The organism is Cupriavidus basilensis (assembly GCF_000876015.1).
Taxonomy (GTDB): Bacteria; Pseudomonadota; Gammaproteobacteria; order Burkholderiales; family Burkholderiaceae; genus Cupriavidus; species Cupriavidus basilensis_B.
Window position 1 is genome coordinate 38,099 of sequence record NZ_BBQM01000026.1, and the last position, 21,893, is coordinate 59,991.

Below are 21,893 nucleotides of genomic sequence, written 5' to 3' on the forward strand. Positions count from 1 at the left end.
ACCAAGGCGGGGCGGGGCTGCGCCGGTCCCTCCCGCCGTCCCGGCAGCGTCCTAGGGTCTACACCTAGCCCCATCATCTTCTCGTTTGGTTATCATGAATTCATCGATAAATTGTCGATGAAAAAAGATTATTGCAACGGACCGCTTCGCGGCCGGCGCCGCGCCTGACGAGTCCGGTGCGCGCGCCTACACTGCAAGTCAGGTCCCTTCCCGGTGCCTTTCCATGTTCCGATGTTCCGTTCACCGCCTGGCCGAGCGCGCGCTGCTGTGCAGCGTGCCGCCGCCGGCCTCGCTCGACGTACAGCGCCGCATCTGGGCCATGGCGCAGCGCGCCGCCGAATGGCGCGGCGTGGTGGATGCGGTGCCCGGCATGAACAACCTCACCGTGGTGTTCGACCACGACGCCGACCCGCAGGCGCTGGAGCGCAACCTCAAGCTCGCCTGGGCATCCGGCGAGGCGCGCGAGGCCACCGGCCGGCTGGTCGAGATCCCGGTGCGCTACGGCGGCGAATACGGTCCCGACCTGGCCGACGTGGCCGCGCACACCGGGCTGAGCGCGCAGGAAGTGGTGCGCCGCCACAGCGCCGGCGAATACGTGGTGTACTTCCTCGGCTTCCAGCCCGGCTTCGCCTACATGGGCGGGCTCGATCCCGCGCTGGCCACGCCGCGCCGGCACGAGCCGCGGCTGTCGGTGCCGGCCGGCTCGGTCGGCATCGGCGGCGAGCAGACCGGCATCTATCCGGCCGCCGCGCCCGGCGGCTGGCAGTTGATCGGGCACACGGACAGCGAGCTGTTCGTGGCCGACCGCGATCCGCCTTCCCTGTTCGCGCCCGGCGATACCGTGCGCTTCGTCGTCGAGGAGTTGCTGGCGTGATCGAAATTCTCCGTCCCGGCGCGCTGGCCTCGGTCCAGGATCTCGGCCGCCCGGGTTTCCGCCGCTTCGGCGTGGGCACCGCGGGCGCGCTCGACACCGTCGCGCTCACCATCGGCAACCGCCTGCTCGGCAACGCGGCCGGCGAGGCCGCCATCGAATTCACCCTCGGCCGCGCCGCCGTGCGCTTCCACGCGGACATGCGCGTGGCGCTCACCGGCGCCGACTGCAAGTCCAACCTCGACGGCGTGCCGGTGTGGTCGTGGCACGCCTTCGACGTGCGCCGCGGCGAGACCCTGACCCTGTCGGCCGCGCAGGGCGGCACGCGCACCTACCTGTGCGTGGCCGGCGGCATCGGCGTGGCGCCGGTGATGGGCTCGCGCAGCACCGATCTCAAGGCCGGCTTCGGCGGTTTCGCCGGCCGCGCGCTGCGCGAAGGCGACCGGCTCGCGGCCGGCCGGCCCGGCGTGGCCGACGACAGCGACTGGCTCGGCGTGCAGGCGCCGGCGTGGGCGCTGCCGGTGAAGAAGCTCGGCGACGCGGTGCCGATCCGCATGCTGCCCGGCATCGAGTACGACGATTTCGAGCCGGCCGCGCGCGACGCGCTGTGGCAGTCCGAGTGGACCGTCACGCCCAACAGCAACCGCATGGGTCTGCGGCTGCAGGGCCCGGCGCTGGCGCGCGAGCCCGCGCGCGCGGCGGACCTGCTCTCGCACGGCGTGCTGCCCGGCGTGGTGCAGGTGCCGCCGGCCGGCCAGCCCATCGTGCTGATGGCCGACGCGCAGACCACCGGCGGTTATCCGAAGATCGGCGTGGTGATCGGCGCCGACCTGTGGCGGCTGGCGCAGGTGCCGCTGGGCGCGCCCGTGCGCTTCGCGCGGGTGACGCTGGAGCAGGCCGCCGCCGCCCAGGCCGAGCTGGACCGTTACTTGCAACAGGTCGACCAGGCCCTGCAGTGGCAGGGCGACGGCAGCATGGTGATCGCGGCGCGGCGGCGCACGCGCACGCGGCTGGCGGTGGCGTGAGATGGTGTCCGCCCGCATCGAATGACCCGCACACGGACATGGCCGCATCGCCGGCAAGGACAGAACCAGGAGTAATGCAATGCACATCGACTTGAATGCCGACCTCGGCGAAGGCTGCGGCACCGACCGCGAGCTGCTCACGCTGATCAGCTCGGCCAACGTGGCCTGCGGCTGGCATGCCGGCGACGCCGCCACCATGCTGCAGACCGTGCGCTGGGCGCTGGCGTCCGGCGTGGCGATCGGCGCGCACCCGAGCTACCCCGACCGCGAGAACTTCGGCCGCACCGAGATGCAGCTCGCGCCCGACACCGTGTACGCCGACGTGCTCTACCAGATCGGCGCGCTGGCCGCGCTGGTGCGCGCGCAGGGCGGGCAGCTGGCCCACGTCAAGCCGCACGGCGCGCTCTACAACCAGGCCGCGAAGGACCCCGTGCTGGCCGACGCCATCGTGCGCGCGGTGCGCGATTTCGACTCCGACCTGGTCTTCTTCGGCCTGGCCGGCAGCGCGATGGTCAAGGTGGCGCGCGAGGCCGGCCTCAAGGTCAAGGAAGAAGTCTTCGCCGACCGCGGCTACAACCCCGACGGCTCGCTGGTCAGGCGCGGCACGCCGGGCGCGCTGCACGAGGACGAAGACGTGGCCCTGGGCCAGACGCTCGACATGGTGCGCGGCCAGCGCGTGCGCGCCATCGACGGCACCTGGGTACCGATTCGCGCCGAAACCGTGTGTCTGCACGGCGACGGCGCGCACGCGCTTGCCTTTGCGCGCCGCATCCGCGAGCGGCTCGGCGCCGAAGGCATCGCAATCCGCGCCGGAGCCTGAAGCGCGCGCCGCGCGCTTCCGGTCCCGGCATCACCGTGCCCCGCGGGCGTCGAGCAGCATGACGCGGCGCAGGGCACTCGCCTCCATCACACGCTACTGGTGTCTCTCATGGAACAGGCAGTCAATCTCTGGCCCCTAGTCGGGGTCGGTATCATCATTCTCGGCTTCGTGCTGCGCTTCAATCCCATGATGGTGGTGGCCCTGGCCGCCATCGCCACGGGCCTTGCCGCGAGCATGCCGGTCACGCAGATCTTCACTGCGATCGGCACCGCTTTCGTCAAGACGCGCAACCTGCCGCTGATCATCCTGCTGCCGCTGGCGGTGATCGGCCTGCTCGAGCGGCACGGGCTGCGCGAGCACGCGCAGGCGTGGATCTCGCGCATCGCCTCGGCTACCGTCGGGCGCCTGCTGATCGTCTACCTCGGCGTGCGCGAGCTGACCGCCGCCGTCGGCCTGACCAGCCTCGGCGGCCACCCGCAGATGGTGCGCCCGCTGCTCGCGCCGATGGCCGAAGGCGCGGCGGAAGCGCGCTTCGGCAAGCTGCCCGAGCCGGTGCGCCAGCGCGTGCTGGCCTTCTGCGCGGCCACCGACAACGTCGGCCTGTTCTTCGGCGAGGACATCTTCGTGGCGTTCGGCGCGATCGCGCTGATGCACACCTTCCTGCTGTCGTCGAACATCGACGTGGAGCCGCTGCACATCGCCGTGTGGGGCATCCCCACCGCGGTCTGCGCGTTCCTGATCCACGCGGTGCGCCTCAAGCGCCTGGACGGCTGGCTGGCCCGCGAGATGGGCGGCCGCGCCGCCGCGCCCGGCGCAGCCGGTGTCGCAGCCAACGCCAAGGGCGGGGAGTAAGCCATCATGATCGTATCCATCGACTATCTCTACTGGCTCGCCGGCCTGGTGCTGGCCATCACCGCGCTGATGACCTTCGCCGACCGCGAGCATCCGCGCCGCCTCTCCACCGGCCTGTTCTGGGCGCTCTACGCGCTGGTCTTCCTGGTCGGCGACAAGCTGCCGCCGGCCATCGTCGGCATCGGCGCGGTGGTGATGGCGCTGATCGCCGGCTTCGGCGGCGTGGGCCACGGCAAGCACGGCACCCTGCCCGAGGGCGAGCGCCGCGCCTCGGCCAAGCGCCTGAGCAACAAGCTGTTCATCCCGGCGCTGCTGATCCCGCTGGTGACGGTGATCGGCACCGTGCTGTTCAAGGACGTGAAGCTCGCCGGCCTGCCGCTGCTCGACCCCAAGAACGTGACCTTCGTGTCGCTCGGCATCGGCTGCCTGATCGCGCTCGGCACCGCATGCTGGCTCACCCGCGACACCGTGATGCAGGGCATGCGCGAATCGCGCCGCCTGACCGAGTCGCTCGGCTGGGCGCTGGTGCTGCCGCAGATGCTGGCCATGCTGGGCCTGGTGTTCGCCGACGCCGGCGTGGGCAAGGCCGTGGCGCACCTGACCACCGCCTACATCAACATGGACTACAAGCTGGTGGCCGTGGTGGTGTACTGCGTGGGCATGGCGCTGTTCACCGTCATCATGGGCAACGGCTTCGCCGCGTTCCCGGTGATGACCGGCGGCGTGGGCGTGCCCATCCTGGTCAACATGTTCCACGGCAACCCGGCGGTGATGGCGGCCATCGGGATGTTCTCGGGATACTGCGGCACGCTGCTTACGCCGATGGCGGCCAACTTCAATATCGTGCCGGCGGCGCTGCTGGAGCTCGACGACAAGAATGCGGTGATTCGGGCGCAGGTGCCTACGGCGTTGTTGATTTTGGTGGCTAATATTGGGTTGTTGTATTTCTTGATGTGAGGTTTTTTTGAGTTTTGGCGTTGGGGTTAGAGTGGATTTTTTTGGGGGGGCTTTAACTTCAACGGCCTTAAGGGCTTTAACTTCAAAGTCAACTTCTTAACGTCAACTTCTGAACGTCAAAGTCAAAGACAAAGTCAAAGGCTTTCGCTCCCCCGGAGCGACCTACTTTCTTTTCCCCGAAAAGAAAGTAGGCAAAGAAAGCGGGCTGCCTGGCCGGCAGGGGCAGAAACGTTGGGGTTTCTGGTGTTTCTGGTTTCGTGGTGGGGCTTGCGGTTCTGCTGGCATCCTGCCGTTACCGGTTCGGCTGGCCACGATCTGGCTGGCGGTATGGGTTTCGGGGTCAGACCTATGATGGCCGGCACACTGCTGGTTCGGCCATCTGCCGTTACCGGTTTTGGCGGTCACGGCGTAGCACCGGCACTGGTTTCATGGTGGGCGCGGTGGACCCCGCGCGGGTGTGCTGGGTTGCTTTGAATCGGATTGCCTCTCAAGTCAAAACCGTTTGGCACCGAGATCGAATGGGGGCCACCACGCCCACCACGAAACCAGCACCGCCCCTACGACGATCCCCTCCGCCCCGGTCGCGGCAGCAGCCCGAAGGGCCTGGACCTCCGCCATCATGCAGCGCCACCACGAATCGAACACCACCCGAGAGACAGTGGCCGCCAAAACTGGTACCGGCAGAATCCCAGCAGAACCACCGCCCCCACCACGAAACCAGCAACACTAGAAATCCCAACGTTTCTGCCCCTGCCGGCCAGGCAGCCCGCTTTCTTTGCCTACTTTCTTTTCGGGGAAAAGAAAGTAGGTCGCTCCGGGGGAGCGAAAGCCTTTGACTTTGAAGTTGACTTTGACGTTCAACCGTTGACATTCAGAAGTCGACATTCAGAAGTCGACGTCCAGAAGTCGACGTCCAGCCGCAAATTTTTAAGCCGAAGCTTGACGCCAAGCAGCGCAAATGGACCACAAATCCCGGGCCGCCAGGCCCACAGACACAGGCATCCCCCTCACCCCCCCCCACCCCTCCTCCTCCTCGCCCTCCGCAAACTCCGCCGGTCAATCTGAAACTGCTCAAACCGCCAGACCAGATAAAACAGCGCCAGGAACGGCCACAGCCACCCCAGCCATTGCGACAGGCTGTTGAAGTGGATGAAGCGCCCGAGCCGCCAGCCTTGTTCCGAGATCCATGAGTACGGATTCGGCGGCAGCAGGTTGCACAGCACCAGCAGCACCATCAGCGTGGCCAGCGCCAGCGCGCCGCGCAGCCAGCGCGGCAGGCGCAGCAGCAGCACCAGCACCAGCGAGCCGGTGAGCAGCGCGAAGCGGCCCGCGTCGGACAGCCAGTTGAAGGCGTTGTCGTCGGGGAACTGGATTTCCGCCACCACCGCCTTGAGCAGCAGCGTGGCGGCGAGCAGGCCGGCGAGGATGCGCAGCATCGGCGCATGGCGGCGCATCGCGGCGGAGGCGAACAGGCCGGTGCCGACCCAGCCGCATGCCGTCACCAGCGACTCGACCAGTTGCTGGCCCTGCGCGTCGTCGGGGCGCAGCAGGCCGATGCTTTCGATCATGCCGGGCAGCGCGGGGAACATGCCTTGCAGCCACTGCACCGGCCATGAGTCGGGATCGGACAGCCACTCGCGCACGATGCCGCCCATGCCGAACAGGTAGTCCTGCGGGAAGATCTGCGCCAGCGGCCACAGCAGCATCAGGATGATGGCGAAGCTGGCATGCGGCTCGAACCACGCCATGCGCAGCTGGCGCAGCGAGCCGCGGTCGATCAGCGCGGCCGAGAACGGCGCCACCACGGCGCCGCCGAGCAGCGCGCCCAGCGCGTTGGTGATGAGGTCGATGTTGGACGAGATGCGGTTGGGCAGCCAGGTCTGCAGCGCCTCCATCACGCCCGACAGCACCGCGCCCGCGGCCAGCGCCAGCAGCGTGGCGCGCGCGCCGGACACGCGCGGGTGCAGGGCCAGCACCACCAGCGCGCCGAACGGGCAGTAGCCGAGCACGTTGGTGATGATGTCGAACTCGGTCAGGTAGCGCGGCTTGGGCGCGGTGAGGAAGGCCAGCGGCGAGATGCCGTTGTCGGTCCAGCCGCTGAACGGGTAGAGGCTGCCGTAGACCACCAGCAGCGTGAAGCACAGCAGGCCCACGCGCGCCAGCGGCGAGTGGCGCGATGCCGGTGGCGGCGCGGACGGCAGCTCGGGGGGCGGGGAGGACGGCGGGGGAGCCGATGCCATGCGGTGGCGCCTATTGCTGCAGCGGCAGCGTGGCCGCCCAGTCGAGGATGGCGGCGATGATGGCGTCGCTGGCCGCGGCCAGCGCCTTGACGCCGCCGGCGCCGTCAGCCGTGGGCGCGGGCTGCTCGGCGACGAAGGTCTTCTGCCCGATCAGGCCGCTGCGGAACACCGTGGCGCGCACGCGAATGACGCCGCGGCTGGCGCTGGCGCTGTCGAAGACCTGCTCGAACTCCAGCATGTCGACCTTGACCGCCGGCGCGGCGGTGTCGCCGTACCAGGTCAGCGCGCCGCGCGAGGCCACCGCTTCGCGCAGGCGCTCGTCGAACAGGCGCACCGGCGACATCACCCAGCGCTGGGTGGCGTAGGGCTGCAGGCGCTCGGCCTGGGCGTAGTGCAGGCGGTAGTAGAGCCCGTTGCCGTCGAGCCAGGTCGGGCCGTCGGTCTGCGCCACGCGCAGCCGCGGCAGCGGCGTGGCGCCGGGCGCGGCGCCGGCGGGCGGGCCGAGGTCGTAGGTGACGGTGGGCGCGGCCGGCGCGAACGCGCAGCCGCCCAGCGCGGCGGCGACGGCCAGGGCGGCCAGCGCGCCGGTGCCGGCGCGGAAGCGGGCGGCGATGCGCATCATGGCGTGCCCGGGTTGGCCCGCAGGCGGTTGGCTCGGAGGGTTGGCGCGGGTACGCGGCATGGCGGCTTCCTGCATGGCGGCTTCCTTATCGCGGCGGATGGCTGCGGCGGTGGCGAGGGGGCGCGTCGATGGCTTCACGGCGCCGTGAAGCCGGGTTCGCCCGGCCCCGGCGCGGCCGACGGGCCGCCGAACAGCACGCTGCGCGGGCTGTCGTTGAACTGGCTGGCGGCGCGGTCGATGCTGCGTATGGTCTGGCGCGCGTCGCGGGCCAGGCCGTTGACCTGCGGCAGCGTGTCCTGGCTGACGCCGGCGGCGGCCGACTGCACCGAATCGGCGGCGCCCTGCAGGTCGCGGCCGATGCTGCCCACGGTGCGCAGCACGGTGCCGTCCGGGCTGGCCAGCTCCTGCGTCAGGCGCCGCGTGGAGGCCAGCGTGGCGTTGAGGTTTTCCGTGACCTGCGGCAACTGGCGCATCGCCGGCTCGATCGTGTGGGCCAGGCGCGAGTAGTCGTTGGCGGTGGTGCGCACCGAGCGGATCGCCTCCATCAGGTCGCGCCGGTTGTTGGGCTGGAACATGTCGCCGAGCGAGTCCATCAGGGTCTCGAGCTGGGTGAGCAGGGAGTCGCCGCGCTTTTCGAGCTCCTCGAAGAAGCCCGCGCGCATGGCGATGCGCGCCACCGACTTGGGCGAGGTCGGCAGGTGCGGCGAGGGCTGGCCGCCGTTCTGCGTGGCGGTGTCGTCGAGCTGCACGTAGCCGATGCCGGTCACGCCCTGGAAGCTCAGCGTGGCGTAGGTGGTGGTGGTGATGGGGGTGTTGCGGTCGACGCTCACGCGCACGATGATCTGGCCCGGCACGGCGGGGTCGAAGCGGATCGAGTCCACCTTGCCCACGTCCAGCCCGCGGTACTTGACGTCGGCCTGCGGGCCGAGGCCGTTGACGGTGGAGCGGGTGATGAGGTCGTAGGGCACGAGCACGGCGTGGTCGCTGCTGAACCAGAAGATCGAGAACAGCACCAGGACCGCCAGGCCGATCGTGAACACGCCGGCCAGGAAGGCGTGTGACTTGTTTTCCATCATGCTTCTCCAGGTTGCGGGCCCGCCGGATCCGGCGCATCCGCCGGACTTGCCGGATGCGCCGGACTTGCCGGTCCCGGCGCCGGCGCCGGGGGCAGGGCCTGCATGGCGCGCTGCCCGCGCTCGCCGAGGAAATATTCGCGGATGAACGGGTGGTCGATGCGCACCAGCTCGCGGATCGGCCGCGCCGCCAGCACCTTGTGGTCGGCCAGCACCGCCACGCGGTCCGACAGCGCCACCAGCGTGTCGAGGTCGTGCGTCACCATCACCACGGTCAGCCCCAGCTCGCGGCGCAGCTCGCGGATCAGCGCCACGTAGTCGTCCGAGGCCATCGGGTCCAGCCCCGCGGTGGGCTCGTCCAGGAACACCAGCTCCGGCTCCAGCGCCAGCGCGCGCGCCAGCGCCACGCGCTTGATCATGCCGCCGGACAGGTCGGACGGCATCTTGTCCGCGTCGCGCGCGCTCAGGCCCACCAGTTGCAGCTTGAGCAGCGAAGCCTGGCAGATCAGATCGTCGGGCAGGGTGCGAAGTTCACGCAGCGGCAGCGCGATGTTGTCGATCACCGACAGCGCCGAGAACAGCGCGCCGCGCTGGAACTGCAGCCCCCAGCGGTTGCGCAGCGCCTGCAGCGCGGCCGCGCCGAGCGTCTTGAGGTCCTCGCCGAACACGCGGATGGTGCCCGAGGTGGGGCGCTCCAGCCCCACGATCTGGCGCAGCAGCACGGTCTTGCCGCTGCCCGAGCCGCCCACGATGGACAGCACCTCGCCGCGGTAGACGTCGAGGTTCAGATCGTCGTGCACGACCGCCTCGCCGAAGCGCTTGACCAGGTGGCGCACCTCGATCACGGTGGTGCGCTGGTCGGGTTGCACGCCGCCCGGCGCGGAGGGCGCGATGGCTGCCGCGTTCATATGCCGACGTCCTTGAAGAGGATGGCGAAGATCGCGTCGGCCACGATCACCACGGTGATCGAGGTCACGACCGAGGCGGTGGTGCCTTCGCCCAGGCTGCGCGTGTTGGGCTGGATGCGCAGGCCGAAGTGGCAGGCCGTGAGCGCGATCAGCATGCCGAACACCACGCCCTTGCCCAGCCCCAGCCACAGGTTGGCCACCGGCACGGCGTCGGGCAGCGCGCGCAGGAAGAAGGCCGCGCTGATGTTCAGCTGGAAGTGCGCGGCCAGCATGCCGCCGCTGAGCGCCATCACGTCGGTCCAGGCCACCAGCAGCGGCATCGCCACGGCCAGCGCGATCACGCGCGGCATGATGAGCCGGAAGCCGTGCGAGATGCCCATCACGCGCATGGCGTCGAGCTCCTCGGTCACGCGCATCACGCCGATCTGCGCGGTGATGGCCGAGCCCGAGCGCCCGGCGATCAGGATCGCCGCCAGCACCGGCCCGAGCTCGCGGATCACCGCCATGCCGAGGATGTTGACGATGAAGATGCTGGCGCCGAAGATGCGCAACTGGTTGGCCGACAGGTAGGACAGCACGATGCCGATCAGGAATCCCACCAGCGCGGTGATGCCGAGCGCCTTGTAGCCGATGCTGTAGATGTTGGCCGAGATCTCGCGCCACGGCCCGCGCTGCGGCGCGCGCGCGAAGCGCAGCAGGTCGAAGGCGAGCTGGCCCAGCATGGTCACGCCGTTGGCGAGCTGCGCGAGCATCGACAGGATCGAGGCGCCGAGCAGCGTGACCGGGTTGAAGCGGTCCACCATGTGCTTCTTCCAGTTTTCGCGGCGCAGCCCGGCCACGCGGCCGAACACGCGGCGCTGGGCTTCATTGGCTTCCAGCCGCTCGGGCAGCTTGCTGCCCCAGGCCTGCCACATCAGTTGCGCGCCGACGTGGTCGAGCCGGCCCAGGCCCGCCAGCGACCATTGCGCGTCGGCGCCGACCGTGTGCAGTTCGTGGCGCAGCGCGCGGGCGCGATGGCAGTCCGACAGCGCGAGCGCGGTCCAGTCGCCGCGCAGGTGCGCCGTTGCCGCGCCGTCCGCGCGCGTCACTTCAATGGCTGGCGTGCTCAGGCTTTCCAATGGATGGGGGAAGTGATGGGCAAGTCTCGATTCTAAGCCACGCGCAGGCATAGCGGGCGCCGGAAGGACGGGGCCGCGCGCCGGCCGCGGATTTTCCGCGTTCCGTGCGTCCCGCCTGCGCGCTTGTCCCATGCTTGCCGCGCACTTGCCGCGCGGACGGCGCGGCTACAATGCGGGCAGGCCCTGCCGCGCCGGCCCCGCCACGCGCGCCACGGCGCTTCTCCATGTTCGCGCTTTCCGTGTTTTCCGTGCCCATCGCCCCGCATGTCCGCTGACTCTCCGCTGCCGCCGCCTTCGTCACTCTTGCCCTCTTCGCCGCCGCCGGCCTGGCGCATCGACATGGACCGCCTGCGCGCCGCGCTGGACGGCGACGCGCGCGGCTGGGCCCTCGGGGCGGTCGACGAAACCGGCTCCACCAACGCCGACCTCATGCTGGCCAGCCGCGCCGCGCCGTGGGGCGAGGCCGGCACGCTGCGCCTGACCTACAACCAGACCGCCGGGCGCGGGCGCCAGGGCCGCCCGTGGCAGGGGCAGGCCGGGCTGACCTTCTCGGTCGCGCTGCCGCTGCCGCTGGCGCCGTCGCAGCTCAGCGGGCTGAGCCTGGCGGTCGGCCTGGCGCTGGCCGAGGCGCTGGCGGACCACGACGCGCGCCTGGGCGCCGCGGTCCGCCTCAAGTGGCCCAACGACCTGCAGATCGGCGGCCGCAAGCTGGCCGGCATCCTGATCGAGTCGGTGCCGGCGGGGCCGCGGCGGGTCTGGGCGGTGATCGGCATCGGCCTGAACCTGGTGCGCGACGCGCAGATGGAGGCCGCGCTCGGGCGCGAGCTGGCCGGCGTGGCCGAATACCTGCCCGCGCCCGATCCCACCGCGCTGCTGGCCGCCGTGCTGAACCGGCTGGCGGCGATGCGCGCGGCCTTCATCGCCGACGGCTTCGCGCCGATGGCGCCGCGCTGGTCGGCGCGCGACGCCTTCCGCGACCAGCCGGTGCGCCTGCTGCACGACGGCCAGGTGCAGGCCGAGGGCCTGGCGCGCGGCGTCGACGGCGACGGCCAACTGCTGCTGGAAACGGCCGCCGGGCTGGAGTGCATCTCCAGTGGCGAGGTATCGCTGCGGGCCGCGCCGGCCGGCGCGGGCGGGGCGCCGGCATGAGCGCCGCCGCCATGCCGGCGCCGCGGCTGCTGATCGACATCGGCAACACCCGCCTGAAATGGGCCTGGTGCACGCAGGACTCGCCCGCCGCCGCCGCCGCTGACGCCGCCGCCGCCGCCGCCGACGCGCCGGCCGACGGCCCGCTGCCCACGCCGTGGCGGCACGCCGGCGCGGCGGCCCACGGCGAGCTCGCCGCGCTGCTGCCGCAGTGGGGCGCGCTGCGCGACGCCGCTGGCGGCGCGCGGCCGCAGGTGTGGGTCAGCAACGTGGCCGGCACGGCCGTGGCGGCCAGCCTGCGGGCCGCGCTCGATGCCGTGTTCGGCGCCGGCGCCGGCGTCACCTGGGTGCGCTCGGCGCCGCGCTTCGGCAGCCTCGTCAACGGCTACCGCGATCCCTGCCAGCTCGGCGTGGACCGCTGGACCGGCAGCATCGGCGCGCGCCGCTACCGCCCGCAGGGCGCGCTGCTGATCGTTACCGCCGGCACCGCCACCACGCTCGACGTGGTGAGCGCGCAGGACCGCTTCGAAGGCGGCCTGATCCTGCCCGGGGTGGACCTGATGCTGGGCGCGCTGGCGCGCAACACGGCGCAGTTGCCCACGCTGGACGCCAGCGATGCCGGCCTGTCCGTGCCGTGGGCCGACAACACGCGCGACGCCATCGCCGCCGGCTGCCTGGCCGCGCAGGCCGGTGCGGTGGAGCGCACCTGGCGCGCGCTGTCCGGACGCGGCCCGGTGCGCTGCCTGATCTCGGGCGGCGCGCGCCACATCCTTGCCCAGGCGCTCTGCATGCCGTTCGAGATGCACGATAATCTCGTGCTGCTCGGCCTGCATGTCATGGCCGCGCAGCACGGCGCGGGCATCCTGCCGGACTGACCGCGCATGGTCTTCCCAACCTGTTCCGCGCGCCGCGCGCGCGCTGCCTGACGTTCCGCCCGCATCGCCCCATGCTCCTGCGAAACCTGCTCATCCTGCTGGTCCTGTGCAACGCCTTGCTGCTGGCCGCCGTGCTCGGCGCCTTCGGCCCGCGGCCCTTGTCGGGCTGGCTCGAAAGCCCGCGCGAGCCCGAGCGCGCCGCCCAGCAGGCGCGCGCCGAGCGCTTCCGCCAGATGGCCGGGCAGCAGGGCGCGGCCTCCGCGCCCGCGGTGGCGGCGCCGGCCACGCCGCCGGGCGCCAGCGCCGCGCAGGCGGCCGCGCTCACGCCGGTGGCCTCGGCCTGCGTGGAAATCGGCGGCTTCAACGGGGATCTGGTGCGGCGCGTGGCCGACGAGCTGGCCGGCGCGCCGCCGGGCGCGTGGCGGGTGGAGCAGTTCGAGCGGCAGGAGCAGGCGCGCTGGTGGGTCCACCTGCCGCCGCAGCCTTCGCGCGAGAGCGTGGAGCGCAAGCTCGGCGAGCTGCGCCGGCGCAACGTCACCGACGTGGCGGTGGTCAGCGGCGGCTCGCCGCTGACCTACACGGTATCGCTGGGCCTGTTCCAGGAGCGTGACCACGCCGAGCATTTCCTGGACAACCTGCGCGAGCACGGCGTGCGCACCGCGCTGCTGAGCGACGCGCCGCATCCGCTCACGCGCCAGTGGCTGCGCGTGCGCAATGCCGACGCCGCGCTGCGCACGCGGCTCGACGAGGTGCGCCGGCGCTACGGCGTGTCCGACCTGCTGACCTGCGCCTGAGGCTGTTTCAAGAGAATCCTGGCGTGGTTGCGCGGCCCGGGGTTCAGCCGCCCTGGCGCACCTTGGTCAGCAGCTTGGTGGTGGAGCGGTCGTGCAGGAACGCGATGGCGTGCGCCTGCCCGCCCCAACTGCGCACCAGCCGGGTTTCTTCCAGCGTGTCGATGTCATAGTCGCCGCCCTTGACGTAGATGTCCGGGCGCACCAGCCGGATCAGCGCCACCGGCGTCTTCTCGCGGAACATCACCACCAGGTCCACCGAGGCGAGCGCGGCCACCAGCGCCATGCGGTCCGCCTCGTGGTTGAGCGGGCGGTCGTCGCCCTTGCCCAGCATGCGCACCGAGGCGTCGCTGTTCACGCCCACCACCAGGCTCGCGCCCATCGCCCTGGCCTGCGCCAGGTAGGTGGCGTGGCCGCGGTGGAGGATGTCGAACACGCCGTTGGTGAAGACCATCGGGCGCGGCAGCGCGGCCAGTTGCCGGGCCAGCGCGGCGGCGTCGTCGGGCGGGACCAGTTTGGATTCGAAGGAAGCGGGGAGCATGGCGGTGGCGGGTTTGGCTGGAAAAGACAAAGCCCCATCATACGATGGGGCTTCGGGTGGCTGGCGGACCTCCGGCAGGCTGACGTCGCCGGCGGCCTGAAGCGCCGTCATCCGACGGAGCCCATCGCCTGAAGGATCAGGCCTGCGCCGGCTGGGCGCCGCCCGCGGCCTGCAGGCGCGCGTTCAGTTCCTTGCGGTAGCGGTTCAGGTCCTGCACCGTCTCGAAGGTGCGCTCGAACAGCAGCGACATATTGTGCAGGATGCGCTCGATGACCTTCTTCTCCCAGCCTTCGTCGAAGCGGATCTGCTCGTCGAGCCAGTGCTCGAGCCAGTCCGGGTCGGGCAGGCGCGACTGGATGGTGTCGTTCGGGAACAGCGTCTTGTTGACGTGCAGGTTGGTCGGGTGCAGCGGCTTGTCGGTGCGCCGCGCCGAGGCCATCAGCACGCCGATCTTGGCGAAGGCCGAGCGCGCGCTGTCGCCGAACTGGACCAGGTACTTCTTCATGTAGCGCAGGTAGGCGCCGCCGTGGCGGGCCTCGTCCTGCGACAGCGTGCGGTAGATCTGCTTGATCACGGGCTCGGTGTGCCATTCGGCGGCGCGGCGATACCAGTGGTTGAGGCGGATCTCGCCGCAGAAATGCAGCATCAGGGTTTCCAGCGGCGGGGCCGGGTCGAACTCGAAGCGCACCGCGTGCAGCTCTTCCTCGGTCGGCACCAGGTCCGGGCGGAAGCGGCGCAGGTATTCCATCAGCACCAGCGAATGCTTCTGCTCTTCGAAGAACCAGATGCTCATGAAGGCCGAAAAGTCGGAATCGTGGCGGTTGTCGCGCAGGAACATCTCGGTGGCGGGCAGGGCCGACCATTCGGTGATGGCGTTCATGCGAATCGTCTTGGCCTGGTCGTCGGTGAGCAGGCTCGCGTCGAAGGAATCCCAGGGGATGTCCTTGTCCATGTGCCAACGGACCGCTTCCAGCGATTTGAACAGTTCGGGGTAGAGCATGGTAAGCCTTTGAAATTACGGGCAGATTCTAACAGATGCGAATTATTCCCAACGCCCTTTTTGCGCTGAATGCAAGCGGCTGGAGACATCCGGAGCGGTAAAACACCAAGTTATGGGCGAATATCGCGCGCGGCTGGCCGCTTGCCGGCCGCCCGCATGCGGCATGCGCCCGGAAAAGCGCCCGCCGGGATACGCGCCGGGCCGGTCCGCTCAGGCCGTCACGCCGGCCGGCGGCGCAAGCTCGGCGGGCGCGGCCGCCGCCGCGGCGGGCGCGTCGCCGTCGGGCGGGATGACGCCATACAGGAAGGCGGCGAGCTCGTGCTGCTGCGCCATCGCGTCGCGCTCGCCGAGGTCGATCAGCGCCTGGGTGAATTCGGGCTCGAACAGCAGGTAGCTGGCGAAGGCGGCGCCGCGCGCCTCGGTGCCGCCGAGCGGGGTCAGCAGGGCGCGCACGGTGCGCGGCAGCCGGTGCACGTGCGCCGCGGCGATGGCCTCGACGGGCTCGCTGGGCGAGATCGTCATCACCTCCACCGGGCGCCAGCCCTCGCTGTCGTTGGCGATCTCCGGCATGCGCGCGAGCAGGCTGTTGATGTGCTGCAGGCGCTCCAGGTCCGCCGACAGGCCGTCGAGGAAGATGCTGGCCAGCGCCTGCCCGCCCACCTGCGCCAGCGACGGGTAGCCGCCCGCGGGCACGGTGTCGAACCAGCCCGGGCGCTGGCGCGAGGCGGCGCCGATGGCCAGGATGCGCGACGCGCCCAGGTGGATGGCCGGCGACAGCGGCGACATCTGGCGCATGGTGCCGTCGCCGAACCACTCGTGATGGCCTTCCAGCTCGAGCGGCAGCGCCGGGAACAGGAACGGGATCGAGGACGAGGCCAGCAGGTGGTCCACGCCGATCTTGGCCTCCACCGCCAGCCGCTGGCTGCGCTTCCACGGGTGGATGCGGTGGTGCGACTGGTAGAAGGTGACGTGGCGCCCGGTGGTGTAGGACAGCGCGGTCACGGCGAAGGCCTGCAGGTCGCCGGCGTCGAGGCTGACCTGCACGCGCTCGGGATCGAACAGCTCGCCCAGCATGCCGCCCAGCGGCTCGTTGTCGAACAGCGCGCGCGGCGCGCGGCGCGTGACCCAGCCGAAGGCCAGCGCGGACAGCCAGCGCGCGCCCGAGGCGCCCACGCCCACCAGCCCGGTGCGGTAGACGTCCTCGGCATGGATGCCGCTCCACAGCGCGGCCAGGCTGTCGGCGGCGGCGCGGAAGTTGGCGGCGTTGATGGCCATGCCGGCGCCGTTGATGGCGCCGGCCGAGGTGCCGCAGATGATGTCGAACGGAATGCGGCTGCGGTCCAGCCCGTGGCGCGCGGCGATGCGCGCGATGCCGCGCAGCACGCCGGCCTGGTAGGCGGCGCGCGCGCCGCCGCCCATCATGATGAGTGAAGTCGGTTTCGGTGCCGGCATGCGTCGGGGGCTGGGCTCGGGGGCGGTGGGGCGGTCGGTCAGCGCTCGCCGCCGGGCTCGGTGTCCGGCTTGCCGCCGGTCCCGGGCGCGGTGTCGGCGGGCGTGGCGGTGTCCTGCACGGCTGCCGGGCGCGGGGCCGGCACCTTGCGCGCGGGCCTGGCGGCTGTCTTGGCGCCGGTCTTGGACGCGGTCTTGGCTACCGTCTTGGCCGCAGTCCTGGGTACGGGCCCGGATGTGGTCTTGGGCTTGGACTTGGACGTGGATTTGGCGCCGACCTTGCGGGCCGCGGTCTTTTTCTTCGCCGGCCGGGCCGGGTCGGCGGCCTTCCCGGCACGCGCCGGCGCGGCCGGCGCGGCGCCCGGCATGCCGAAGCCGCCGAGGTTGCCGAACGGGTTCAGGCTGGCGCTGGCGGCACTGGCGGCGATCTGGTTGAACTGCTGCTGCAGCATGTCCCACCAGAGCCCGGCGTTGGGCGCCGCGGCGCTGTCCTGGCGCTTGGCCTCGCCGGCCTCGGCCTGGGGTGTCTGCGCGGCTTCGGGCGGGCCTTCGTCCTCGTCGTCCTCGTTTTCCTCCACCGTGGGCTCGGCGCGCGCGCCGAAGCCGGCGGGCTCCTCCCTGCGCTGGTGCGGCGGCACCGCGCTGGGCGCGTTGGCGGCGCGCGCCACGTTTTCCATCGCGCTCTGCATGGCCTCGGGCGAGAGCGCGCTGCCGAAGGTCTGCAAGGCCACCAGCGTGGCGCGCTGGACTTCCAGGCCCTGGATGGTGGTGCGCAGCAGGTTGACGTTGAGCTGCAGCCAGCCCTCCACGGCCTTGAGGTCGTGGATGCGCTTTTCCAGTTCTTCCAGGTCCATCGGCGGGGTCATGGCCTGCAGGCCGGGCATCAGGCCGCCGGGCATGCCCGCGGCGCTGCCCCACATCTTGCGCAGGAACTCGAAGCCGTTGGTGAAATCTGGAATCTGGCCGAACATGGTTACTCGCCTCCGCGGGTCGGCAGCCGGCGGCGCCGGCTGCTGGGTCGAACTGCATCAATCGTGCTGCCTGGGTGCTGCCTGGGTTACTGCGTCGGTGTTGCGTCAGTCGCCGGCCCGGTCGAATCGCGGCGGGCGCTTCTCGCGCAGGCTGGCCACGCCCTCGCGCACGTCGGGGCCGGCAAAGCCCATGAATTCCAGCGCCAGCGAACTGTCGAACGACGGCCCCGCCATGCGCAGCCAGTTGTTGAGCGCGTACTTGGTCCAGCGGATCGCGGTCTGCGAGCCCTCGGCCAGCCTGCGCGCCACTTCGAAGGCGCGCCCGACCAGCTCCGATTCGTCCACCACCAGCGACACCAGCCCGATGCGCTCGGCCTCTTCGCCGCTCACCGACTCGCACAGCATCAGATAGTACTTGGCCTTGGCCATCCCGCACAGCAGCGGCCACACGATCGCCGCGTGGTCGCCGGCCGCCACGCCCAGCCGGGTGTGGCCGTCGACGATGCGCGCGGTGCGCGCCGCGATCGAGATGTCGGCCAGCAGCCCGGCCACCAGGCCCGCGCCCACGGCCGGGCCGTGCATGGCGGAGACGATCGGCTTGTCGCAGTTGATCACGTTGTAGACCAGGTCGCGCGCCTCGTGCCACACGCGCGTGCGGGTGGCGAAGTCGTTGGCCATGTCCTCCACCAGAGAGAGGTCGCCGCCGGCCGAGAAGCCCTTGCCCTCGCCGCGGATCAGCGCCACGCGGATGTCGGGGTCGGCGGACACGTCGCGCCAGATCTCGGCCAGCTCGCGGTGCATGTTGGCGTCGGCGGTGGCCAGCTTGCCGTTGGCGGACTGGCCGGCGCCCATCACGATCTCCAGGATGGGGCCGTGCCGGCGCAGCGTCAGCGCGCTGTAGCGGGCATAGCGTGGCGAGAGCGGAGAGGGTGGAGTAGTGCCTTGCGGCGGGGAGGGCGGCGAAGACTGCGGGGGAAGCGCGTTCATGGGCAGCGATGGCCTCGGCCATTCCGTAGGGGAACATGGGCCGGGCCGCGCCAGGCGGCCCGGGGCACCGCCGGCGGCCGGTGGTAATTGGCAGACCGGGCGGTCGGTCAATTATAAGCGTGCCTGCCGCGCCGCCGCCCGGCCATGCCGCCGCGCGCGGACTTCAGCCGCGCGCCGACACCAGCTGGTCGATGGCGCCGAACACCGAGTGTCCCTGCGCGTCGAACATCTCGATCTTGACCGCGTCGCCGAACTTCATGAAGCCGGTGACGGGCTGGCCGCCGTCGATGATCTCCAGCATGCGCTTCTCGGCGATGCAGCAGTAGCCCTTGCTGCGGTCCACGTTGGAGATGGTGCCGGAGCCGACGATGCTGCCGGCGCGCACGTTGCGCGTCTTGCAGATATGGGCGATGAGCTGGCCGAAGTCGAACACCATGTCGGTGCCGCAGTCGGGCCAGCCCACTTTCTTGCTGTTCCAGTGCACGGTCATGGGCAGGTGCACGCGGCGCTCGCGCCAGGCTTCGCCGAGCTCGTCGGGCGTCACCGCCACCGGCGAGAACGCCGTGGCCGGCTTGCTCTGGAAGAAGCCGAAGCCCTTGCCCAGCTCGGCCGGGATCAGGTTGCGCAGCGACACGTCGTTGGCCAGCATCAGCAGGCGGATGCCTTCGGCGGCCTGCTCGGGCGTGGCGCCGGCCTTGACGTCGCCGGTGATGACGGCCACCTCGGCCTCGAAGTCGATGCCGTGGGCCTCGCTGGCGCACACGATGTCGTCGTGCGGGCCGATCAGGTCGTCGGAGCCGCCCTGGTACAGGAGCGGGTCGGTCCAGAATTCGGGCGGCATCTCGGCGCCGCGCGCGCGGCGCACCAGCTCGACGTGGTTGACGTAGGCCGAGCCGTCGGCCCACTGGTAGGCGCGCGGCAGCGGCGCCATGCAGGCGCGCGCGTCGAACGCGAACGGGTGGCGCGCGCGGCCGGCGTTGAGCGCGTCGTAGACGTCCTGCAACTGCGGCGCGTAGAACTGCCAGTCGTCCAGCACGGTCTGCAGCTTGCCGGCGATGTCGTTGACGTAGTGCGCGGTCTTGAGGTCGCGCGAGACGACCACGAGCTGGCCGTCGCGGGAGCCGTCCTTGAGGGTGGCGAGTTTCATGTATTCAGGTGCATTGGGACAAAGCGGAAGGCCGCGCCGCGCATCCTCGCGGTGCCGGCGCGGCGCGACCGCTAGTCTACCGTGATGCCCTTGGCCTTGATCAGTTTGCCCCAGCGCTCGGATTCCGCGCGCGCGTACTGCGCGAATTCCTCGGGCGTGCCGGACACCGGCTCCACGCCGATGCCCTCGAAGCGCTTCTGCACCTCGGGGCTCCTGAGCGCCCTGGCCAGCTCGGCGTTCAGGCGCACCACCACCGGCCGCGGCGTGCCCGCCGGCGCCACCACGCCCTGCCAGGCGTAGGCCTCGAAGCCCGGCACGCCGGCCTCGGCCACGGTCGGCACCGCCGGCAGCGCGGCCAGGCGCCGCGGCGTGGCCGCGCCGAGCGCGCGCACCTTGCCGGCGATGATGTTCTGCTGGCCCGCGGCGAGGTCGAGGAACATCAGGTCGACCTGGCCCGCCAGCAGGTCCTGCACCGCGGGCGCGGCGCCCTTGTACGGCACGTGCGTCATCTTCGTGCGGGTCTGGTCCATGAACAGCTCCATCGCCAGGTGGTGCGGGCTGCCGGCGCCGGGCGAGGCAAAATTGACCTTGCCCGGGTTCTGCTGCGCGTATTCCACCGCCTCCTTGAGCGTGCGCGCCGGGAAGTTCGGCGCGGCCACCAGGATCAGCGGGAAGCGCGCCACCAGGCCGACGTGCACGAAGTCCTTGCCGGCGTCGTAGGGCAGCTTCCTGTAGAGCGCGGGATTGGCCGCCAGCGTGGCGGTGTCGGCGGTCAGCAGCGTGTAGCCGTCGGGCCTGGCGTGGGCCACCGCGTCGGCGCCGACGATGGTGGCGGCGCCGGGGCGGTTGTCGATCACCACCTGCTGGCCCAGCGCCGGCGTGATGGCCTGGCCCAGCGTGCGCGCCACCACGTCGGTGCCGCCGCCGGCCGGATAGGGCACCACCCAGCGCACCGGCTGGCTCGGCCACGCGTCCGCGGCGCGGGCCGGCTGGCCGGCGGCGAGGCCCAGCGCCAGCAGCGCGAGCAGGGGCAGGGGGCGGGCGAAGCGAAAGGGACGGCGGCGGGATGCGGAAACGGCGGTGTCGCCGCGGGGCGCGAGGCGGGTCATCTTGGTTGTCTCCTGATGGAAGGCGGCCGCGCCATGTGCATTGCATGGCGTCGTGCCGGCGGCTCGTTATGCGCGGAAAGTCTACCGGCGGTTTAAAAATCGGTAAATCGATTTCGCTATAGTAAATTCATGGCTGAACCGGCGCGGCGAGTCTGGTGTAATGTGACGCGCGCCGTCCATTGCCGTCCGCCGTTTCGTTTTTCCGCCCCGCCATCCTCCCATCCCGCTGCCGCATGACCGAACCCGAAGAAGACGATTCCAAGCTGCGCTCCGGCATCCAGTCGATCGAGGTCGGCTTCAAGCTGCTGCAGGCGCTGGCCGCCTCGCCGCGCGCGATGATGCTGCGCGACCTCGCCGCCGCCGCCGACATGAACCCGGCCAAGGCGCACCGCTACCTGGTCAGCTTCCAGCGCCTGGGCGTGGTGGCGCAGGACCCGGTGGGCGGCCGCTACGACCTCGGGCCGTTCGCGCTGCAGCTCGGCCTGGCCGGCCTGAACCGGCTCGATCCGGTCAAGAAGGCGCGCCCGGTCCTGTCGCAGTTGCGCGACGAGATCGACCAGACCGTCGGCATCGCCGTGTGGGGCAACCACGGCCCGACCATCGTGCACTGGGAGGAGTCCAGCCACCCGGTGACGGTGAGCCTGCGCCTGGGCGACGTGATGCCCATGCTCAACTCGGCCACCGGCCGGCTGTTCGGCGCCTACCTGCCGAAACAACAGACGCGGGCGCTGGTCGAACGGGAACTGGCCGAGCGCGGCCGCGACGACCTGCCCGACCTGCCGCGCTCGCCGGCCGACTACGACGCGGTCTGCGCCGAGGTGCGCGCGCGCGGCGCGGCGCGCATCCGGGGCGGCGTGCTGCCGGGCATCAATGCGTTCTCGATGCCGGTGTTCGACGCCAACGGCCATGTCGCGATGGCGCTGATCGCGCTCGGCGCGCAAAGCGTATTCGATGCAGAATGGGGTGGCGCGGTGGACCGCCGCATGCGCGACGTCGCCCGGCGCATTTCTTCGGAGCTTGGTTATCTTGATGGCAGCCCGACGCACGGGGCGGACGATTCGAAAGGCGCCTCCCGCTAGGCCCGGCCCGCGCCGCCTGCGCTGGGTGCTGGCGCTCGCGCTGGTGCTGGCGGTTCACCTGGGCGTCGTGCTCGGCCTGATGCATCTGCCGGGGCCGCATGTCGATCCCGCCGACCTGCCCGCGCTCGAAGCGATTCTGCTGCCGCCGCCCGCGCCGCCCGCGGAAAAGGCGCCGCCGCCGGCGCAGAAGCGCCGCCCCGCGCACCCCACGCTGGCACCCGCGCCCGCTCCGCAACCCGAGACCCCGCCCGCCGTGCCGGCGCCCGAGGCTCCCACGCTGGCGGGCGGCTCCGCGAGCCCCGCCGCGGCGGG

The 21,893-nt window shown here is 71.1% G+C and carries 21 protein-coding genes and 1 pseudogene; 10 read left to right on the forward strand and 12 right to left on the reverse strand.

Going from position 1 to position 21,893, the window contains the following annotated elements:
- The first annotated feature begins 223 nt into the window (after positions 1–223).
- The 5 genes from pxpB to KF708C_RS28595 all read left to right on the forward strand — a co-directional run bounded on the left by pxpB (position 224) and on the right by KF708C_RS28595 (position 4,525).
- A complete protein-coding gene (pxpB, locus tag KF708C_RS28575) occupies positions 224–874 on the forward strand; it encodes a 5-oxoprolinase subunit PxpB (RefSeq protein ID WP_059414698.1) in 651 nt (216 codons plus the stop codon).
- Positions 871–1,896 (forward strand): biotin-dependent carboxyltransferase family protein, encoded by a 1,026-nt coding sequence (locus KF708C_RS28580; protein WP_059414700.1) that lies wholly within the window; start codon positions 871–873, stop codon positions 1,894–1,896. Before pxpB ends, KF708C_RS28580 begins: the two co-directional genes overlap by 4 nt.
- Before the next feature lie 79 nt (positions 1,897–1,975).
- The gene (gene pxpA, locus KF708C_RS28585) at positions 1,976–2,716 is read left to right on the forward strand and encodes a 5-oxoprolinase subunit PxpA (RefSeq protein ID WP_059414702.1); all 741 of its coding nucleotides are present in this window, start codon (positions 1,976–1,978) and stop codon (positions 2,714–2,716) included.
- A 108-nt stretch (positions 2,717–2,824) separates the two neighbouring features.
- Positions 2,825–3,568, forward strand: coding sequence for a DUF969 domain-containing protein (locus KF708C_RS28590; RefSeq protein ID WP_020423918.1), 744 nt, complete (start codon positions 2,825–2,827; stop codon positions 3,566–3,568).
- Positions 3,569–3,574: 6 nt separating this feature from the next.
- Positions 3,575–4,525, forward strand: coding sequence for a DUF979 domain-containing protein (locus tag KF708C_RS28595; protein ID WP_020205371.1), 951 nt, complete (start codon positions 3,575–3,577; stop codon positions 4,523–4,525).
- Positions 4,526–5,532: 1,007 nt separating this feature from the next.
- Here the strand turns inward: KF708C_RS28595 and KF708C_RS28600 are convergent.
- The 5 genes from KF708C_RS28600 to KF708C_RS28620 form a co-directional block, all read right to left on the reverse strand.
- Entirely contained in the window at positions 5,533–6,765 is a 1,233-nt protein-coding gene (locus KF708C_RS28600) for a VanZ family protein (RefSeq protein ID WP_059414704.1), read from the reverse strand.
- Between the two features lie 10 nt (positions 6,766–6,775).
- Positions 6,776–7,387: an ABC-type transport auxiliary lipoprotein family protein gene (locus KF708C_RS28605; RefSeq protein ID WP_082080068.1), complete on the reverse strand. Its 612-nt coding sequence runs from the start codon at positions 7,385–7,387 to the stop codon at positions 6,776–6,778.
- A 134-nt stretch (positions 7,388–7,521) separates the two neighbouring features.
- Complete coding sequence (locus tag KF708C_RS28610; protein WP_043367619.1) at positions 7,522–8,463, reverse strand: MlaD family protein; 942 nt, start codon at positions 8,461–8,463, stop codon at positions 7,522–7,524.
- On the reverse strand, positions 8,460–9,368 hold the full coding sequence (locus tag KF708C_RS28615) for an ABC transporter ATP-binding protein (RefSeq protein WP_059414706.1): 909 nt from the start codon (positions 9,366–9,368) through the stop codon (positions 8,460–8,462). The genes KF708C_RS28610 and KF708C_RS28615 overlap by 4 nt, the downstream gene beginning before the upstream one ends.
- A complete protein-coding gene (locus KF708C_RS28620) occupies positions 9,365–10,537 on the reverse strand; it encodes an MlaE family ABC transporter permease (protein ID WP_369796940.1) in 1,173 nt (390 codons plus the stop codon). The genes KF708C_RS28615 and KF708C_RS28620 overlap by 4 nt, the downstream gene beginning before the upstream one ends.
- A gap of 213 nt (positions 10,538–10,750) precedes the next feature.
- Between KF708C_RS28620 and KF708C_RS28625 the strand changes: the two genes are divergently transcribed.
- From KF708C_RS28625 to KF708C_RS28635, 3 genes are all read left to right on the forward strand, one after another.
- Positions 10,751–11,635, forward strand: a complete 885-nt coding sequence (locus tag KF708C_RS28625) for a biotin--[acetyl-CoA-carboxylase] ligase (RefSeq protein ID WP_059414709.1) — start codon at positions 10,751–10,753, stop codon at positions 11,633–11,635.
- Between the two features lie 11 nt (positions 11,636–11,646).
- Complete coding sequence (locus KF708C_RS28630; RefSeq protein ID WP_059414748.1) at positions 11,647–12,507, forward strand: type III pantothenate kinase; 861 nt, start codon at positions 11,647–11,649, stop codon at positions 12,505–12,507.
- Positions 12,508–12,578: 71 nt separating this feature from the next.
- Positions 12,579–13,301 (forward strand): SPOR domain-containing protein, encoded by a 723-nt coding sequence (locus KF708C_RS28635; protein WP_059414712.1) that lies wholly within the window; start codon positions 12,579–12,581, stop codon positions 13,299–13,301.
- A gap of 43 nt (positions 13,302–13,344) precedes the next feature.
- Here the strand turns inward: KF708C_RS28635 and rfaE2 are convergent, their stop codons facing one another.
- The 7 genes from rfaE2 to KF708C_RS28670 form a co-directional block, all read right to left on the reverse strand.
- Positions 13,345–13,839 (reverse strand): D-glycero-beta-D-manno-heptose 1-phosphate adenylyltransferase, encoded by a 495-nt coding sequence (gene rfaE2 / locus KF708C_RS28640; protein ID WP_059414715.1) that lies wholly within the window; start codon positions 13,837–13,839, stop codon positions 13,345–13,347.
- A gap of 136 nt (positions 13,840–13,975) precedes the next feature.
- Positions 13,976–14,839, reverse strand: a complete 864-nt coding sequence (locus tag KF708C_RS28645) for a ferritin (protein ID WP_020206569.1) — start codon at positions 14,837–14,839, stop codon at positions 13,976–13,978.
- A 210-nt stretch (positions 14,840–15,049) separates the two neighbouring features.
- Positions 15,050–16,291, reverse strand: a complete 1,242-nt coding sequence (locus tag KF708C_RS28650) for a patatin-like phospholipase family protein (protein WP_059414717.1) — start codon at positions 16,289–16,291, stop codon at positions 15,050–15,052.
- 38 nt (positions 16,292–16,329) lie between these two features.
- Positions 16,330–17,259, reverse strand: coding sequence for a PhaM family polyhydroxyalkanoate granule multifunctional regulatory protein (locus KF708C_RS28655; protein ID WP_059414720.1), 930 nt, complete (start codon positions 17,257–17,259; stop codon positions 16,330–16,332).
- Positions 17,260–17,364: 105 nt separating this feature from the next.
- Complete coding sequence (locus KF708C_RS28660; protein WP_059414722.1) at positions 17,365–18,246, reverse strand: enoyl-CoA hydratase/isomerase family protein; 882 nt, start codon at positions 18,244–18,246, stop codon at positions 17,365–17,367.
- A 163-nt stretch (positions 18,247–18,409) separates the two neighbouring features.
- Positions 18,410–19,393 (reverse strand): fumarylacetoacetate hydrolase family protein, encoded by a 984-nt coding sequence (locus KF708C_RS28665; protein WP_059414724.1) that lies wholly within the window; start codon positions 19,391–19,393, stop codon positions 18,410–18,412.
- 71 nt (positions 19,394–19,464) lie between these two features.
- Positions 19,465–20,502 carry a Bug family tripartite tricarboxylate transporter substrate binding protein gene (locus KF708C_RS28670; protein ID WP_156174012.1) on the reverse strand — a complete coding sequence of 346 codons (1,038 nt, stop codon included), beginning with the start codon at positions 20,500–20,502 and terminating at the stop codon, positions 19,465–19,467.
- A 233-nt stretch (positions 20,503–20,735) separates the two neighbouring features.
- On the opposite strand from KF708C_RS28670, the gene KF708C_RS28675 reads away from it, so the two are divergent.
- Together KF708C_RS28675 and KF708C_RS28680 are read left to right on the forward strand one after the other, a co-directional pair.
- A complete protein-coding gene (locus tag KF708C_RS28675) occupies positions 20,736–21,581 on the forward strand; it encodes an IclR family transcriptional regulator (RefSeq protein WP_059414729.1) in 846 nt (281 codons plus the stop codon).
- Between the two features lie 25 nt (positions 21,582–21,606).
- Positions 21,607–21,893, forward strand: a pseudogene (locus KF708C_RS28680) (DUF3108 domain-containing protein); the annotation flags it as partial.

Excerpts from the sequence above, each read along its gene's own strand:
- KF708C_RS28660 (WP_059414722.1), bottom strand. The coding sequence starts at position 18,246 with ATGAACGCGCTTCCCCCGCAGTCTTCGCCGCCCTCCCCGCCGCAAGGC.
- KF708C_RS28605 (WP_082080068.1), bottom strand. The coding sequence starts at position 7,387 with ATGATGCGCATCGCCGCCCGCTTCCGCGCCGGCACCGGCGCGCTGGCC.
- KF708C_RS28650 (WP_059414717.1), bottom strand. The coding sequence starts at position 16,291 with ATGCCGGCACCGAAACCGACTTCACTCATCATGATGGGCGGCGGCGCG.
- KF708C_RS28645 (WP_020206569.1), bottom strand. The coding sequence starts at position 14,839 with ATGCTCTACCCCGAACTGTTCAAATCGCTGGAAGCGGTCCGTTGGCAC.
- KF708C_RS28630 (WP_059414748.1), top strand. The coding sequence starts at position 11,647 with ATGCCGGCGCCGCGGCTGCTGATCGACATCGGCAACACCCGCCTGAAA.
- KF708C_RS28655 (WP_059414720.1), bottom strand. The coding sequence starts at position 17,259 with ATGTTCGGCCAGATTCCAGATTTCACCAACGGCTTCGAGTTCCTGCGC.
- KF708C_RS28635 (WP_059414712.1), top strand. The coding sequence starts at position 12,579 with ATGCTCCTGCGAAACCTGCTCATCCTGCTGGTCCTGTGCAACGCCTTG.
- KF708C_RS28665 (WP_059414724.1), bottom strand. The coding sequence starts at position 19,393 with ATGAAACTCGCCACCCTCAAGGACGGCTCCCGCGACGGCCAGCTCGTG.
- KF708C_RS28595 (WP_020205371.1), top strand. The coding sequence starts at position 3,575 with ATGATCGTATCCATCGACTATCTCTACTGGCTCGCCGGCCTGGTGCTG.
- KF708C_RS28610 (WP_043367619.1), bottom strand. The coding sequence starts at position 8,463 with ATGATGGAAAACAAGTCACACGCCTTCCTGGCCGGCGTGTTCACGATC.
- KF708C_RS28670 (WP_156174012.1), bottom strand. The coding sequence starts at position 20,502 with ATGACCCGCCTCGCGCCCCGCGGCGACACCGCCGTTTCCGCATCCCGC.
- KF708C_RS28625 (WP_059414709.1), top strand. The coding sequence starts at position 10,751 with ATGTCCGCTGACTCTCCGCTGCCGCCGCCTTCGTCACTCTTGCCCTCT.
- pxpA (WP_059414702.1), top strand. The coding sequence starts at position 1,976 with ATGCACATCGACTTGAATGCCGACCTCGGCGAAGGCTGCGGCACCGAC.
- KF708C_RS28600 (WP_059414704.1), bottom strand. The coding sequence starts at position 6,765 with ATGGCATCGGCTCCCCCGCCGTCCTCCCCGCCCCCCGAGCTGCCGTCC.
- KF708C_RS28675 (WP_059414729.1), top strand. The coding sequence starts at position 20,736 with ATGACCGAACCCGAAGAAGACGATTCCAAGCTGCGCTCCGGCATCCAG.
- KF708C_RS28615 (WP_059414706.1), bottom strand. The coding sequence starts at position 9,368 with ATGAACGCGGCAGCCATCGCGCCCTCCGCGCCGGGCGGCGTGCAACCC.
- pxpB (WP_059414698.1), top strand. The coding sequence starts at position 224 with ATGTTCCGATGTTCCGTTCACCGCCTGGCCGAGCGCGCGCTGCTGTGC.
- KF708C_RS28620 (WP_369796940.1), bottom strand. The coding sequence starts at position 10,537 with ATGCCTGCGCGTGGCTTAGAATCGAGACTTGCCCATCACTTCCCCCAT.
- rfaE2 (WP_059414715.1), bottom strand. The coding sequence starts at position 13,839 with ATGCTCCCCGCTTCCTTCGAATCCAAACTGGTCCCGCCCGACGACGCC.
- KF708C_RS28590 (WP_020423918.1), top strand. The coding sequence starts at position 2,825 with ATGGAACAGGCAGTCAATCTCTGGCCCCTAGTCGGGGTCGGTATCATC.